General features: G+C 41.2%; 15 protein-coding genes. 5 read left to right on the forward strand and 10 right to left on the reverse strand.

Translation table 11 applies throughout. The features are described from left to right. Window positions 1-245: 245 nt before the first annotated feature. Window positions 246-1,874: a potassium channel family protein gene (locus tag L6773_RS13180; RefSeq protein WP_237854898.1), complete on the reverse strand. Its 1,629-nt coding sequence runs from the start codon at window positions 1,872-1,874 to the stop codon at window positions 246-248. 297 nt (window positions 1,875-2,171) lie between these two features. On the opposite strand from L6773_RS13180, the gene L6773_RS13185 reads away from it, so the two are divergent. The 5 genes from L6773_RS13185 (at window position 2,172) to rlmN (ending at window position 5,908) form a co-directional block, all read left to right on the forward strand. Then, a complete protein-coding gene (locus L6773_RS13185; RefSeq protein WP_237854899.1) occupies window positions 2,172-3,422 on the forward strand; it encodes a hypothetical protein in 1,251 nt (416 codons plus the stop codon). 60 nt (window positions 3,423-3,482) lie between these two features. Further along, window positions 3,483-4,106, forward strand: coding sequence for a peroxiredoxin-like family protein (locus tag L6773_RS13190; RefSeq protein ID WP_237854900.1), 624 nt, complete (start codon window positions 3,483-3,485; stop codon window positions 4,104-4,106). 172 nt (window positions 4,107-4,278) lie between these two features. Further along, complete coding sequence (locus L6773_RS13195; protein ID WP_237854901.1) at window positions 4,279-4,452, forward strand: four helix bundle protein; 174 nt, start codon at window positions 4,279-4,281, stop codon at window positions 4,450-4,452. Between the two features lie 12 nt (window positions 4,453-4,464). Continuing rightward, window positions 4,465-4,644 (forward strand): hypothetical protein, encoded by a 180-nt coding sequence (locus tag L6773_RS13200; RefSeq protein WP_369431574.1) that lies wholly within the window; start codon window positions 4,465-4,467, stop codon window positions 4,642-4,644. Between the two features lie 145 nt (window positions 4,645-4,789). Then, window positions 4,790-5,908, forward strand: coding sequence for a dual-specificity RNA methyltransferase RlmN (gene rlmN / locus L6773_RS13205; RefSeq protein WP_237854903.1), 1,119 nt, complete (start codon window positions 4,790-4,792; stop codon window positions 5,906-5,908). 464 nt (window positions 5,909-6,372) lie between these two features. Here the strand turns inward: rlmN and L6773_RS13210 are convergent, their stop codons facing one another. From L6773_RS13210 to L6773_RS13250, 9 genes are all read right to left on the reverse strand, one after another. Beyond that, window positions 6,373-7,290: a 2-hydroxyacid dehydrogenase gene (locus L6773_RS13210; protein WP_237854904.1), complete on the reverse strand. Its 918-nt coding sequence runs from the start codon at window positions 7,288-7,290 to the stop codon at window positions 6,373-6,375. Window positions 7,291-7,317: 27 nt separating this feature from the next. After that, window positions 7,318-7,890: a DinB family protein gene (locus tag L6773_RS13215; protein WP_237854905.1), complete on the reverse strand. Its 573-nt coding sequence runs from the start codon at window positions 7,888-7,890 to the stop codon at window positions 7,318-7,320. A 264-nt stretch (window positions 7,891-8,154) separates the two neighbouring features. Then, a complete protein-coding gene (locus L6773_RS13220) occupies window positions 8,155-9,255 on the reverse strand; it encodes a glycoside hydrolase family 3 protein (protein ID WP_237854906.1) in 1,101 nt (366 codons plus the stop codon). Window positions 9,256-9,272: 17 nt separating this feature from the next. Continuing rightward, window positions 9,273-9,785, reverse strand: coding sequence for a cupin domain-containing protein (locus L6773_RS13225; RefSeq protein WP_237854907.1), 513 nt, complete (start codon window positions 9,783-9,785; stop codon window positions 9,273-9,275). Between the two features lie 341 nt (window positions 9,786-10,126). Further along, entirely contained in the window at window positions 10,127-11,326 is a 1,200-nt protein-coding gene (locus L6773_RS13230; protein WP_237854908.1) for a GAF domain-containing sensor histidine kinase, read from the reverse strand. Between the two features lie 24 nt (window positions 11,327-11,350). Continuing rightward, on the reverse strand, window positions 11,351-11,716 hold the full coding sequence (locus L6773_RS13235; protein WP_237854909.1) for a response regulator: 366 nt from the start codon (window positions 11,714-11,716) through the stop codon (window positions 11,351-11,353). A 32-nt stretch (window positions 11,717-11,748) separates the two neighbouring features. Next, a complete protein-coding gene (locus tag L6773_RS13240; RefSeq protein ID WP_237854910.1) occupies window positions 11,749-13,914 on the reverse strand; it encodes a PAS domain S-box protein in 2,166 nt (721 codons plus the stop codon). A 159-nt stretch (window positions 13,915-14,073) separates the two neighbouring features. Then, window positions 14,074-14,508, reverse strand: a complete 435-nt coding sequence (locus L6773_RS13245; protein WP_237854911.1) for a hypothetical protein — start codon at window positions 14,506-14,508, stop codon at window positions 14,074-14,076. Between the two features lie 119 nt (window positions 14,509-14,627). Next, complete coding sequence (locus L6773_RS13250) at window positions 14,628-15,287, reverse strand: response regulator transcription factor (protein WP_237854912.1); 660 nt, start codon at window positions 15,285-15,287, stop codon at window positions 14,628-14,630. Between the last annotated feature and the right edge of the window lie 5 nt (window positions 15,288-15,292).

Below are 15,292 nucleotides of genomic sequence, written 5' to 3' on the forward strand. Positions count from 1 at the left end.
GAAACTTAGTGTCCTTGTACCTTCGTGGCCTCAAATCGCGAGTGTTTGCAATGCTTATTGTTATATTTTCTCATAGCCTCTTTGAATGGGAAAGGATAAACAGGGTGTTTCAGTTAGATGACAAATGAATGTTGAATTGGTTAATTCTACATTTTTAAACTTAATATACGCTGTTTTCATCCCCCATTGCCTCCACGAAGGGGGACACTCTCCTCAAATTTTTTTCTGATCTGTTAACGAGATTTTTAAGGCTCGTACTTATCATTAAAAGCTACTTCACCTTCAAAAGAACCGATCAGAACAATTTCACGGTTGAGTTCTAAAATGGTATCCGGTCCCGGGTTAACCTGCATGCTGTCATCTTCGCAATTAATGGCAATTACCGTACACCCGGTTTCATTTCGAATGTTACATTGTTTCAATGCTTTTCCGGCTAATTTTTTGTTGACACGATGATTGAACACATTGAGCCCCTCTGCCAGTACCATTGCATCCTGCCCCTCCAGTATGTTAAAAAATGAATTGGCACCCATTGAGGCGTACGACATCACAAAATCGGCACCGGCGCGATGCATGGTGTTGATGTTCTTCTCATAAGTTGTCCGGCTGATGATCTGCATTTCGGGCGAAAGTTGACGGCAATAGATTGTCAGGTAGATATTGACGTCATCGTCATGCGTTGTGATCAGTGCGGTGTGTGCTTCCTGAATGCCTGCACGATAGAGTACGCTGATATCCGCTGCATCGCCCAAAATATGTCGTTCATCATCTTCAATACGTTCCGGGTTTTTGTCGATCATTCGATAATCGATTCCGCGATCTTCCAGGCTCTTCGAAGCAGCTCGCCCAACTCGACCTCCCCCGATAATCACAACCGGATGATCTGAAACATGATAGATGCTCATCAACTCGTCATATGTTCGAAATTGATCGACCGTACCGGCCAGAACAAGAACACTTTCCTCGTGGATAACCGTCTCAGGCGTTGGGTCGATAAATTTGCCGCGCTCCCAGATTCCTACAATGCTTACTCCAATCTTTTCACGAATCTTACTTTCTTTAATTTTTTTCCCGACAAGTGGAGTTTGCTGTACAGTCGATTCGCCAATTACCAAGCGGTCGATATGGCCGATGACATGTACCCTTGCATCACCGCCGAGAGTTCTCCGTGCGAGTGCCCGCCCCAGGATCTCTCCCATTTGCAGTACATGATTTGCACCGGCAAGCTGGAGTACATCCACAGAATCAGGAGAGGCAGCCGTGGTCACAATTTTTATATCAGGATTGAAATCTTCAGCCGTAAAAGTGATATTGGTGTTTTCCGTATCCGATCCTGTGGATACAATCATGGAGGCATCTTCAATATTCAGGTATTTGTAGGTATCAAAATCGGTGGGATCGAGATTTACAACATTATAATCCATGTCGGACAGATCCAGTGCTTCCTGCAGATCGGGTTCCAATATGACATAGTCTATTTTATAGGCATTCAGTTTTTTAATGAGTGCTTCGGTAATAGAATCGAGATGGGTGATGATGACATGATCCTTCATCGCCTCATCCACTTTTTTGGGCGCCCGGGCCTGGTTTTGTGCCTTCAGCCAGGGAGCGTAGAAAAATTCAATAAATGTGAAGGGAAGCAAAATCAACAGGAAGAGTACACCGGAAAACAGAACCACCATCGAGAAGATACGGCCCAAATCACTGTGAAATACAATATCACCAAAACCAAGAGTAGACATGGTTACCAGTGTCCAGTAAAACCCGGTGATCCAGGAATACCCTTCCTCCACACCCTCGTAAATAGCGATGTAGTGAAATGCAATAGAATAGGTGATATACATTGCCACCAAAACACCGAGAAATTTCAGCAACTTTCGAACGTTGGTCTTTGTCCGGCGGTTGGCAAAAAAATAGGATAATTGTGAACCGAGAAATTTCAAGTTTTTTGGATGTATGGTTCGTCTTACTTGATATTACGAAATCAAAAAATAGTTTGACGATAATTTGATTTCGTAAAATGAACACTCAAATAAAGAACAAAATTTCTGTTTCCAAAAATATATCAAACCTTTTACAAACTCATTGTGGGTTTCATTGGATATTCACAGTTTGAATTGATTACTTTTACGAGTCTACAAACAGATCAAATAATAGAGTAACAGAAGTTCGTGTTTCGCCGAATAACAGTCATTTTCTTCTTACTATTACTACCGCAAGCTCTTCTGGCTCAAGGCAATGACTCTCAGAATTCTATTCCAAACGTCTATCTCGATTGTGGCTCTTGCGATTTTTCCTACATTCGTACTAATGTTACTTTTGTGAATTATGTGAGAGATCAGAGTGATGCCAACATCTATATTTTAATTAATGATTTGGGAACAGCGGGCGGCGGGCGCGAATATACGCTTGTCTTTTCGGATATCAATATGGAGATGAACCGCTCGGATACACTTAAATATGTATCCCCCAGTACCGATTCAGGTGATGAGCGAAGGAGAGGTCTAACCCGGTATATAAAAGTGGGGCTTGTGCCCTTTGTGAGCAGTACACGTGCCATGGAGACGCTGGATGTCTTTTATGAAGAACCGGATGAAGATGAAACGAATGGTGAAACGGTTGAGGATCCATGGAATAACTGGGTATTCGATATTGATGTACGGTCAAATATGTGGGGGGAGTCTTCGGAATTTAATTTTGGCCTATATAACGGTATTGAGGTTGAACGAATCACCCCGGTATGGAAAATCCGGTCGAGAGCAAGAGGTGAAATTCGACGTAGAAATGTAGAGTTGACCGATCGAACCATTAATGTAAACCGGGATTGGGGACAATACTGGACGATGGTGGCTTACACGATCAACGATCATGCATCCATTGGCTTGTTTAATAATTTGAACTTTTCAAGAACCCGAAATATTGCACTTAATGCTGAACTTTCCCCTGCTTTTGAATATAATTTCTTTCCATATACAGAGTACGAGGAACGCCGGTTTATCATTCAATACAGTCTTTCTCCTGCATACCGAAAATATTTTAATACCACGATATTTTTGAAAGATTCTGAGTTTGTAATGAACCAGGAGCTGAGTACCCGGTTGCGATACGACCAGCGATGGGGGAGAGTAGATATTCGGGTAGGGGGCGCCAACTATTTCCATGATCTGTCCATAAACAGGTTGGAGATCAATCCATCATTTAATGTTAGAATTGTTCGGGGACTTTCTGTAAGTATATCCGGCAGGTACCGTTTGATCAATGATCAGCTTTCATTGGAACTGCCCTCGGAAGTGGACCCCAACGATCCTATTAGCATTATCGAAGGAGTCCAGCGCCCAACAGCTTATGATTATAGCCTTTCTTTTGGCCTTTCCTATACATTTGGTTCGATCTATAACAACGTGGTGAATCCCCGTTTTTAAGATTGTTATTTTTTTGTGACTCTATTACGGGTTCAAACAGGTAGATTTAAAGAAAACACCATGAAATACCTTTGGCATTTATTTTATACCATTCTCGTAGTAACATTTATTTCTTGCTCAGGAGGAGAGATCGCATCTACTGCGGAAGAGGTTTCTCCTGCAGAAGTTGGAGAAGAGATACCTAATGTTACGTTGAAGGATCCCTTTGGCGATGATGCCGAACTTCAAGATCTAATCTCAAAAAAACCAACACTTCTCATTTTTTACCGTGGCGGATGGTGCCCGTACTGCAATACACATTTAAGTCAGCTTGCCGAGATCGAAGAACAGTTATATGATATGGGAATTCAAATTTTAGCGGTGAGTCCAGACAAGCCTTCCTATCTGAAGGACTCCATGATGGAACATGATTTGAACTATCAGCTGCTTTCTGATAGTGATATGAGTGCAACCAAAGAGTTTGGGCTTGCTTTCCGGGTAGATACAACAACGGTGAACCGATACAAAAGAAATGGTATGGATTTAGCCGAAAGATCCGGATATGATCATTACCTGTTGCCCGTCCCGGCAGCATTTTTAGTTGATACGAATGCCATGATCGAATACCGGTATTTCAACCCAGATTATACCGTTCGAATTGAGAATGACGAGATTTTGTCAGCAGTTGAAGAGATGCTGGAATGAATATCGAATTCTCTGAATATCGAATAACCAATATTGAACAACAAATGTAGAAGTGACAGAACCCTTCGATATTCTACATTGGATATTCTTTATTCGAAATTCAAAAATAATCTGTAAGGGTTTTCAATTTTCAGGTTCATACAACTGACAGACCTAATAAAACAATAATATTATGGATGAAAATGTGTATGACCTTGAAGATCGGCTGATTGAATTTGCAGTACATACAATGGAAGTTGCTGAAGCATTGCCGCGTTCAGATTCAGGTAGATATTTGTCAGGGCAGATGATTCGCTCAGGAACTTCACCTGCATTGGTCTATGGTGAGGCTCAGAGTGCGGAATAAAGAAAAGATTTTATACATAAAATGAAAGTAGCGTTGAAAGAGCTAAGGGAAACTTCTATAAATTTAAAGATTACTCAGAGAAAAGGATTTCGAACACTGCCAGAAAATCTTCCAGTCGCACTTGAGGAAGTTAATGAACTCATATCCATTTTTGTAAAAAGTATTCAAACAGCAAAGAAAAACCTGGAATGAATATCGAACTCTCTGAATATCGAATAGCCAATATTGAACACCGAATGTAGAAGTGAGCCAATCCTTCGATATTCTACATTGGATATTCTTTATTCGAAATTCATACCCTCTGTTGATTCCGCCCGTATGTTTGTATCTTTGGCCCATGGAAAACAATCAGATCACAGAGACCCCGACAACAGATCTAAAAAGTCTACCAAAAGAACAACTCACCGAATACCTTGAAGACCTGGGACTGCAAAGTTACCGATCGGATCAAGTATTTCAATGGCTGTACCAAAAGGGAGCAAGTACGTTTGAGGAGATGACCAATCTTTCGAAAGATCTTCGTGCTACGCTTTCCGAATTGGCGGAGATTAAGCGTATTGAAGTTTTTAATCAGCAGGAATCCAAAGACGGTACCATCAAGTTTCTTTTTAAGTTGGATGATCCCAATGATTACAAAGTGGAAGCCGTTCTTATCCCTGATTATTATTCGGACGGGTCGATCAACAGAATTACGGTTTGTGTATCATCACAGGTGGGCTGCATGTTTGGATGTTCCTTTTGTGCAACCGGTAAAATGGGTTATTTCAGAAATCTTACGCATGGGGAAATTGTAGACCAGGTCCAGATTATCAATGAGGTGGCCGAGGAGAAGTTTGGTAAGAAGATCAACAACATCGTGTATATGGGGATGGGCGAGCCGCTCCACAACTACAAAGCGGTGGTTGAGTCTGCCAAGATTTTGTCGGATCCGCTCGGATTGGAGATGTCACCCCGCAGAATTACAGTTTCCACGGTAGGCCTTTCAAAACAGATTAAACAGCTTGCCGATGAAGACCTGGGTGTGAACCTGGCAATTTCATTGCATGCAGCTGACGATGAGAAGCGAGATAAAATCATGCCGATCAATGAATCGCTGAACCTGGAAAAGCTGAAAGAAGCAGTAACCTATTTCTTCCAACGAACACAGCAGCCGGTCACCTACGAATACTTGTTGTTTGATCAGTTCAATGACTTTGTTGAGGATGCCCATAAATTGGCTCAAATCACTCGATGGGTTCCGTCAAAGGTAAACATCATCATGTATAACAATGTTGCCGGTGTGGAGCTGAAACGCGTACGAGAGAACCGACTCGATCAGTTTATGCAGGCCCTGATCAGCAAAGATGTGACGGCAACCGTTCGCCGCAGCCGGGGAGATGACATCGATGCAGGGTGTGGTCAGCTTGCGATAAAAGAGGGGCAGGAAAGAGGAAAGAGTATGGCGAAGGATAGCTAAATTCCGCCATATTTAGAAAATTGGGTACGAGCGAGACGCTCGCTCAATCAGAATTTTAAATAAATATCAGTTCTGAAAGAGAGAGATTTCAATTCTTTTCATGAGGTCATTTAATCCGCTTTTCAAAGAATTTGCTTGAAAGAGTTAGCGTAAGTGTTGCGCATGTGCTTACGAAATTAGGATCGAGTCGAACGCTCATGCCATCAGGAAAATAGTTCAGAGGGGTTGAGCTGATGGATGCAAATAATGTTGAGGAATCAAACAGGGGTTCGCTAAAGTATATTGGGCTAAAGCCAACGGCAATAAATTTAATAGAGGAATCTGGTACAATGGGGCTATCAATTACCGTCAGTTTTAACTGACTGTTGAAAACAGACAGATACAGTAAGTGGCTTAAGCCGCATTTATAATAGCAATGAAGATATCGTACCGGCGAGACGCTTCCTCCGTCTTTAAACTTAGACTCAGTATCCCTTCTCCCTGTCAACAACATTCTTCAACTCCATCCCCGAAAGCAGTCGCTTATAGTTTTCTGTTAATTCTTCTGCAACATTATCGGGATCGCTTCCCCCGGCAATATGAGGTGTAATGTGAATATTTTTTCGGTTCCAAAACGGGTGTGAATCCGGCAGCGGTTCCTCAGAAAAGACATCCAAATATGCCTCTTCAATTATATTGGTATCCAATGCGTAGATCAGATCTTCATCTATTAAATGATCTCCGCGTGCCGCATTAATCAAAAAAGAAGGAGATGTGAGTTTCTTAAAAAGATCGAGATCGAGGATTCCTTCCGTTTTCCCAGTAAGGGGCAGCAGGTTAACAAGAATACTTACGCCGCTGAGAAAATCATCCGTTTGGTCAGGTGTAAAGGTTTGAATATCGGGTAGATCTTTTTTTGAATGGGAGAGGCCGGACACACAAAATCCCTGGTCAGCCAGGTAGATAGCTACCTCTTTCCCAATATTTCCCAATCCCATAACGCCGATGTTCAGATCCTCCCGGGTAAATTTTCGTTGAGGATTCCAGCTTTTCGAGTCGCGGTAAGTATCAAGCTTTAGCATGATAGAGAGTACACATGCGTACACATAATCAATCATCTGGGTGACCAGGGATTGTTCTGTAATCTTTGTAAAAGTAATATGATCCGGTATGGTCGAATCATTTAAAAGATGATCGACACCGGCTCCCAATGATGAGATAACTTTCAAATTCGGATAGGAATCGAACACATTTTTGGGTTGATTCCAGGCAACAGCAAATTGCACTCTTTCAGGTTTGTCAACATTCGGCCAGGTTTCAATATCCAGGTTTCTATCGGCCTTGTGCAGTGCTTCCTTAAAAGGTTTTAAATTCCTGTCTTTTGCGACGAGTAGTATCGACATAGGTGCTAAATGATGATCAATTCGAAATCAGTATTTATTTCCGGAAAGTCTTAAAAGAGTTTGCTCTAACTGCCAGAAGTGCCGCCGTTGATGAGCTTCAAGTATCAAAATAAACTCAATTAAACTCATAGAAACCCACTGCAATACCGGGTTCTTTCCTTTAATATTATTCAAATCCAACTGCTGGTCCCGGTAATCTTCAATACGCTTGCTGATCTGAAGGTTGCTCTCTTTTAAATTTTGAATGGGTTTTTCCGGGTTGATCTCGCCCGTATTGTTCGGATACATCGGGGCAATCGTTTTTGTCTTTAACTTGTAGGGCGGCTCAAGGAAACGGATGAACTGCCTGAAAATGAATCTCGGTTTGAACTGCTGACCGTTGGCTTTCAACATCTCCCCGGATTCTAACGCTTTATCGATCTGTTCTACATAAAGTCCGTTGAACTTACAGATATGCTGGATAATTTCACACGCACTCCAGCTATCCGGTTCTGGCTTCAGAGAAATCAGGTCATTCGGTATTTCAAAAAAATTATCAATCCGATCCAGATCTTTATTGATGAGATCCAACATTTCATCGTAAGAGTATGTTTTAGCCATTTTACGCTGTATTAAATTCTATAATTCAAGGGATATTAATTGATTTGCAATGAGTTTACCGGTTAAGATTGTAAGCCATAAAGCTCTATACTCAACTGGAATGAACTTATGTAGTTACCCAGCATTTGTCATCCCCCTATTCGGCAAAGGCACCCGAATTTTCCCCCTTTGAAGGGGGGACATGGGGATGATCAGCCTATAAAACATGTTTTATTCAATATTAACGGCTAAAACTTTGTAAAGTCAACCGGTAAACATGTTGATTTACAAAGAATTTTTAGCATTCATAATTCGTCTGTATGATGTATCAATTCGGTCTTCTGGAATTTCGCCCGACTCCACTTTTTGCTTGATGATCTCCACTGCCTGAGGTACAACATCGGGCCAGTAGACCGAATTATTCCCGAATACAAGTACATCCACACCGGCATTGATCGCCCGGGTAATGGCCGTTTCAAGTCCATAAAATGAACGGATCGCTTCCATCTGCATATCATCCGAAAAAAGAACTCCTTCGAACCCAAGCTGATTCCTGAGAATATTGGTTTGAACCTCTTCAGAAAGAGTGGCCGGCCATTCAGCATCGAGATTTTCGTTTAAAACATGAGCCGTCATTATCGCAAACCGGTTATCTGTTTGAATAAGATCGCGATAGGGTTCAAGTTCTGATTCCTGCCATGTTTCAGTGACATCAGCCATACCCACATGAGAATCGTTCCAGGCACTGCCATGTCCCGGGTAGTGTTTTAACACACCCAGAATATTATGCTCATTAAATTCATTCAGAAAAATGGAAGCGTGTTTTACAACAGCGTCAGGATCAGCACTAAAACTGCGCTCAATCCGCCCAATGACCGGATTATCAGGGTTGATATTCAGATCAACCACGGGGGCAAAATTTATATTAAAGCCGAGTTCATCGAGTTGATCGGCCATCGTTTCTGCGTAGTAGCGGGTTGAATCAACATTGTCAATTTCACCCAAATATTCAGCCGAAACATTAGGTATAAATCCACGGGACTCCTTAAGCCGTGCCACTCGACCCCCTTCCTGATCCACGGCAATAAATAGTTTTCTGTCGGTAAGATTGTTGAGCTGAGTGATGAGGTTTACTAGTTGATCCGGACTCTCAACATTTCGCACGGGCCGGTCAGTCGGTACATCGTAATCAAAAAGTACGACTCCGCCCAAGTGATAATCCTCGATATCCCGAACAATGTGTGAGGTGTCACTAACTTCATAACCTTTGAACCCGATCATAAGCATTTCACCAATTTTTTCATCCAGTGAAGCTTCGTTGGATTGGGCAAAGAGGGAAGGAGCGATAAAGAAAAGTGTGAATAAGAGAAAAATCAGTTTATTCATAGTCTAATGCATCAATTTTAGCGTCCGAAGTCGTCATCAAGACGCACGATATCATCTTCATCAGATGGGTTGGACGAATCCGTATGCTGCCAAATTTCAGCAACGACTCCCCAATCTTGCAATCCTACTAAACGATGACGCTGGCCTTTTTCTATGGTCAATATCTCACCGGAGTCAAATGATTGGACTTCTGTTTGATTATCATCTTCACTTAAAACAATTCCAACGGGTCCGTTCACAACTTTCCACAGTTCCGATCGACGATGATGATATTGCCAGGAGAGTCGTTTTTGGGGTTCAACAAGTAAAACTTTTGGACTTAATGCCTGGTTTTGTCCATTTTTTTGAGGGTCGATTCCGGGAAAAAAGTGATTTGTAAAAATCGAAAGAGAACCATCTTCAATCACAAAAAAACCACCCCAGGGGCGGGTCATATCTTTTTTTAAAATGTTAAGCCCAATTGATTGAATATAGCTCTCTACCGAGTCAAAGGCCGACTTTTTATCAGTTTTTTGAGATAAATCCAGCATCCGATATTTTCTGTTTTAGGGTAAGTTGTTTATTACCAGAGAAATGTACGGCAAAAGATTGGCACCTTAAAATTGAATAAGAGAGGTTTACTTTTTCAATAAGTTAAAGCGTTTACCGGTTAGAGCTCCATCCCTGCCACTCTTGGAGGTCCTGCGGACACTTCAAGGAGGCTCAAATCAAACAACCTCCAAGAGTACGCAGCGGAGCGAAGTTCTTTTCCCAAAAGGATCGCCTTGCGGGAAGGGTTGTGGGCACCTCGGTTATTCACGTTAGTGAGTGGTTAAGACTTCTATCCCGCCACTTAAAGGGTCTTAACTGGTAAACGCGTTATATTCATTTATCAGGAGTTTTCGCCTGAAAGAGGGAAGCGTATGGTAAACGTAGTGCCTTTGCCCGGCGTGCTGTCTACATCAATTGAACCGTTGTGGAGTTCAGTAAAGTGTTTGATAATGTTGAGTCCTAAGCCTGTGCCTTTTTCTCCAGCTGTTCCCTGTTGTCCTTTTGAATTTTCTGTAAACAAATTTTGTATCACTTCATCTTTCATCCCAACACCGGTATCACTGACTTCAAGGACAAGGCTGTCACCTTCATCATAAACTTTTCCACGGATTTTACCATTCTCAGTTGTGAATTTAATAGCATTTGAAAGCAGGTTTCCAAAAATTTGTTCAAATTTTTTATCATCCAGCTGTACATCTCTATCTACATCCGATTCAAAAGCCAGGTCGATATTCTTGAGTCTGGCCGATGGCTTGTACAGGCGCTTCATATTCTCAACAATGGAGTTGATATCGGTCTCTGTAAGATTCAGAGAAAATCCTTTTGATTCGATGATGGTATAGTTGAGAATATCATCAATCAGTTGGTTAAGCTGCTTGGCACTCTGGTTAACGAGTGAAGACATCTCCAGGGCTTCTTCGTTATCTTTGGCCACCAGTTCACTGAGCAGATCACTCATTCCAATGATTCCACTGAGAGGAGATCTTAAATCGTGGCTGAGAACTTTCATGAGATTGTTTTTCTGCTCATTCATCTCTGTGAGTCGCTGGTTTTGTATTCGCAACTCAAGGGATGTCATCACCTGGTCGGCCAGAATTTTTAGTTCTTTTTTCTTCCTGTCTGGTAAACGGCGTTCTTCATAATCCAGGACACAAAGAGCGCCAATGGCATATCCATCCGGGTTGAAGAGCTGGGCTCCAAGATAATACCTGAAGTAAGGTTCCCCTTTAACGTACGAGAGATCTCTAAAACGGAGATCTTTAGTTAGATTCGGAATTTCAAGGATTGTGTTTTGTCGAACTGTGAATTGGCAAATGGAGCGATCTCGTTTTATGGACCAAACTCTTTCATTTTCATCAGAACCGAAATCTGATTTAGTCCACTGGATATCTCTCCCAATCAGGTTTATTTTTGCAACGGGTGCATCACAAATAGATGCTGCCAGTTCCGTAATTTTATCGAGTTCGTCCTCGCTTTTCTCATTGATGAGATCGTAAGCTTCAAGTGCCTTGAGTCTTGCTGTTTCATTCTTTTGTTCCATACTCCCGTGTTGAGCATTAAAATTTCAGGAGGTTATTAAACTTTCATTCTCCAGGACTTTTTTAATCTGAAATGGATCGATCGGTTTAATTATATAGTCGATGTAGGAGGTTTCGTCCGCCATACGTTTATGATGTGAATCGGAGTTCCCGGTTATGTAGAGAACAAGAGTCGGGTGTTTTTGTTGTACATTTTTTACAATGTCTACTCCGGTTTCATCCGTTCCAAGATTAATATCCACAAGCATTAAATCCGGTGTAAAGTGTTCCATAATTTCGTACGCTTGTGGTGGTGAATAAACTTTTTCAACGTCTGCAAAACCCAATCGTTGTACAATCATTTCGAGGTTTAAAGCTTGTATTGCATTATCTTCGATAATTAAAATACGCATGATCTTAGTATTTTTAAGCAACGCTTTTTTAGTTATAAACTCTTGCGATTCGTTATTGGGTTATGGTTAGGCCCTTCTACTGAATTCATTTTTTGGAAAGTGATCACAAATTTGTCTTTGTGATTTTTTACTATGTCGATCTTTGCATCAATCTGCTTTAAAAATGTTTCGATGAGCAGTTGATGAAATTCTGTTTCCTCTGATTCAGAACTAAAGTCTTCAGCTTGTTTGTCAAGCCCGCTGATGGTAATCGTTACATTATCTCCCTCGCAATTGTAGTTCAATTCTGCTTTTTGGTATTCATCTTCTGTGTGTGGAGTAAGATGTACAAGTTCATTAATGAGTAGTCCAAGCGGTACTGCCTGGTTTACATTGAGGATGAGGGGAGAGTCCTGAACATTGATATTCAAGTCAAACTCGCTTGATCGTGCCACATTCGGCATGGTTTCTATAATGGAGTTCAGGTAATCCGGAAAACTTATTTCAGCTACATTGTCGCTGTTGTAAAGATTTTCGTGAATTTTCGCTATCGAAAAAATACGGCTGTAGGCTTCTTGTAATTTTGGTTTTGCAAGTTCATTGCTGTCATTTATAATTTGCAGTTGCAATAGGCTGGCTATGATCGCAAGGTTATTTTTTACGCGATGGTGAACCTCCTGGAGTAAAATATCTTTCTCTTCCAGTGATTTCTGCAGATGATTCTCAAGTTTCACCTGTTCGGACAAGTCAATATACATTCCGTAAACAGCAATAATATCCCCGTTACTGCGAACGGGTACGGTTGATAACAGGCTCGGTACTTCATGCCCATTTTTCGTAAATCTTAATGCCTTGCGCTGATCTGAACTTCCATTAAATGCAAGGCGGCTGATTTCATCGGCTTCCTTCTGCAACTTCTTATTTGTAATCAGTGTGTTGATGTTACGTCCAAGAAGTTCTTTTTCGGAATAACCAAACAGATCAATAAAGGCTCTGTTTATCTTTTGAGCTTCATTTTTCGGGTTGATCATTACTGTTGCGATGGGAGAGTTGTCGAATAACTCAGTCATCAATTGAAGATTTTGGTCCCGTACTTTTTCTGATTCCACAAGCTCGGTTTTATCAATACCTGTTACAACCAGGTATCTTCTCCCACTACTCTCAAAAGCATTGAAATATAGCTGGTAATCACGAATTCCAGAGTTCTTTGAGATGATTTTACCATTGTACTCCATTTGTCCGTTTTTAAAAGCCTCATCAAAAAATGGCAGAATGGTATCCTGTTCTGAGGGGTCGAAAATATCGAGAACCGTTTTCTCCATCATCTCTTCGTCACTGTATCCAAGGGTGGTATGCAGTGACCGATTCCATCGAACAAACTTTCGCTTTGAGTCAACCACAAAAAAGATGCCGGGTATACTGTTCAGAGCTGTTTTTGTAAATCGTCGTTCCTCTGCAAGAGTATGTTGATTCAATTTTTCGTGCTGAATATCCTGGAACGTGTTGATGATCTGTTCTTCACCGTTTTCAGATCTAAAGCTAACAGAAGTTAACTGAACGGGGACGTAATGACCGTCTTTATGCTTATACTCTTTTTCTCCCCGGAAGACAGATTTTTCATTCCGGGCACGTACAACTTCTTTGTGGGCTGGATCATCTTCATCCACTATCATACTTCTGCCGCCTTCAATCAATTCCGGTTTACTGTACCCAAGGATTTTACATGCGGCAGGATTTACATCCAGAATCTCTCCACTCCGTTTTCCAAAAATAATTCCAGCGGTAGAGTATTTAAAATTCTGTCGGTAAAGTGCTTCCGAATTTCTTAAGTAATTGACTGTTTTAATATTTCCGGATACGTCATGAAACAGAAGTAATACATGATTTTTGGAATTAATATCAATGGGTGTGACCTCCACTTTGTACCACTTTTTCTCACCTGACGCAGGAAGCATTATGGTAATATTGAAGGATTTCTTGCGGCCGTTTAAAACCTTTCTGGTTCCAAAAAGTAATTGCAAAGCGTAATCGTTACCTTCTTCGATTGCCAGCCTGCAGTGTTTAAAATAGTTCTCGCCAGGGGGTGTATTTTCGGTTAACATCAGGGAGTCATTTCCGTTATTCCATTTCTTATTGGTAAAGGTAATATTGCCGTTTTCGTCTACTATAATGGCTGCACCCTGCAGTGCGTCTAAAATTGTGGAGTCGTACGTATTCATGATTCTACTGAAAGGAATTCAATCTCTTTGATAATTATAGTCTTGGTTTCTCTTCTCATATTAAATTATCTTAATTGGATGAAAAGAGGTTGACGTGAAAGACGTATTTTTTATTTCAGTAACTACCTATAATACTCGTCAGTTTGACTGTAGGTTTTTTTACGCAGATCGCAGATATTCCGGTTTATAGGTCTCTCCATTCGTTACTTTTTCTATGGCATGAATCAATTCTTCTCGAGATGGCTCATAGAAGACATACCCATTTACCCCCATATTGTAGAGTGGATGGATCAACTTTGGGGTCTGGTAGATGTGTAGGGCAATCATTTTAAAATCTGAATTCATCTCTCTTAACGGGAGGATAATTTCTTTTGGCTTTTTATTTGATCCCATTAAATCAATGAGAAGCAGAAGGTGTTTATTGATATTTGTTAAGGAGCCTAGATTATCAGTGTCAATAATTGGGATCTTTGAAATTTCTTTATAATAACTTTTAATAATCTTGCACAGTGCTTCCGTGCGTGGCTTATGATCCGAGATGATTGTTATACTATGATCCCACTGTTCCATATAATCAATGTATAAATGGGGCATGCAAAAGTATATTGGTTGAAGGGCGTATTTTTGGGGCGTATGTTTACGTAAAAAGACCTAATAGAAAGCCTTTACCCATCTTAATAACCATCCGGCTTACATTGGTGATTTTATCGAAACTACTCGTCTGCAGATGAAATTAGATTGTGCTGAAATGCGTATTTGACGAGACCTGCAGTATTGCGTGCACCTGTTTTTTGCAACAGGTTTCGGCGATGTGCATCCACGGTTCGGGAACTGATAAATAGTTTTTCGGCAATCTCCTGGTTTGTGAATTCCTGCACGATAAGTTCGAGGATTTCAAGTTCGCGGTCAGTTATATGTACTGCATCCATAGTCGTTGATTTGCCTTTTCCTTTCACCAGGTCCATCATAATACTTTTTGTGGCTTCATCGCTAAAGTAGTGTTGCCCTTTCATGATAGTTTCAATAGCGTTTTTGAGTTCCTGTCTTCCGGCGCTTTTCATAATATAGCCCGATGCACCTGCCTGGATCATCTGGCGGATATGCAGATCATCGTTACTCATGGTCAGGGCTAATACCTTCAGATTTGGATGCTTCTCCTTCAGCTCTTTGGTAGCTCGAATACCATCTTTCTCCGGCATACTGATATCCATTATAACCAAATCAACCAGGTTATCTTTCACTTTTTCCAGGATTTCATTTCCATCTGATGCTTCCGCGACTACGTCTATCTCAGACTGAGATTCAAGTAAGGTTTTTATACCGTCGCGTACAATCTTATGATCGTCTGCCAAAGCTATCTTAACATTCGCCATATGTG

Source organism: Rhodohalobacter sulfatireducens (assembly GCF_022012475.1).
Classification (GTDB): Bacteria; Bacteroidota; Rhodothermia; order Balneolales; family Balneolaceae; genus Rhodohalobacter; species Rhodohalobacter sulfatireducens.

What these genes read in the sequence shown, in the direction of transcription:
- L6773_RS13190 (WP_237854900.1), top strand. Translation starts at nt 3,483, where the DNA reads ATGAAATACCTTTGGCATTTATTTTATACCATTCTCGTAGTAACATTT.
- L6773_RS13195 (WP_237854901.1), top strand. Translation starts at nt 4,279, where the DNA reads ATGGATGAAAATGTGTATGACCTTGAAGATCGGCTGATTGAATTTGCA.
- rlmN (WP_237854903.1), top strand. Translation starts at nt 4,790, where the DNA reads ATGGAAAACAATCAGATCACAGAGACCCCGACAACAGATCTAAAAAGT.
- L6773_RS13210 (WP_237854904.1), bottom strand. Translation starts at nt 7,290, where the DNA reads ATGTCGATACTACTCGTCGCAAAAGACAGGAATTTAAAACCTTTTAAG.
- L6773_RS13215 (WP_237854905.1), bottom strand. Translation starts at nt 7,890, where the DNA reads ATGGCTAAAACATACTCTTACGATGAAATGTTGGATCTCATCAATAAA.
- L6773_RS13220 (WP_237854906.1), bottom strand. Translation starts at nt 9,255, where the DNA reads ATGAATAAACTGATTTTTCTCTTATTCACACTTTTCTTTATCGCTCCT.
- L6773_RS13225 (WP_237854907.1), bottom strand. Translation starts at nt 9,785, where the DNA reads ATGCTGGATTTATCTCAAAAAACTGATAAAAAGTCGGCCTTTGACTCG.
- L6773_RS13230 (WP_237854908.1), bottom strand. Translation starts at nt 11,326, where the DNA reads ATGGAACAAAAGAATGAAACAGCAAGACTCAAGGCACTTGAAGCTTAC.
- L6773_RS13235 (WP_237854909.1), bottom strand. Translation starts at nt 11,716, where the DNA reads ATGCGTATTTTAATTATCGAAGATAATGCAATACAAGCTTTAAACCTC.
- L6773_RS13240 (WP_237854910.1), bottom strand. Translation starts at nt 13,914, where the DNA reads ATGAATACGTACGACTCCACAATTTTAGACGCACTGCAGGGTGCAGCC.
- L6773_RS13245 (WP_237854911.1), bottom strand. Translation starts at nt 14,508, where the DNA reads ATGCCCCATTTATACATTGATTATATGGAACAGTGGGATCATAGTATA.
- L6773_RS13250 (WP_237854912.1), bottom strand. Translation starts at nt 15,287, where the DNA reads ATGGCGAATGTTAAGATAGCTTTGGCAGACGATCATAAGATTGTACGC.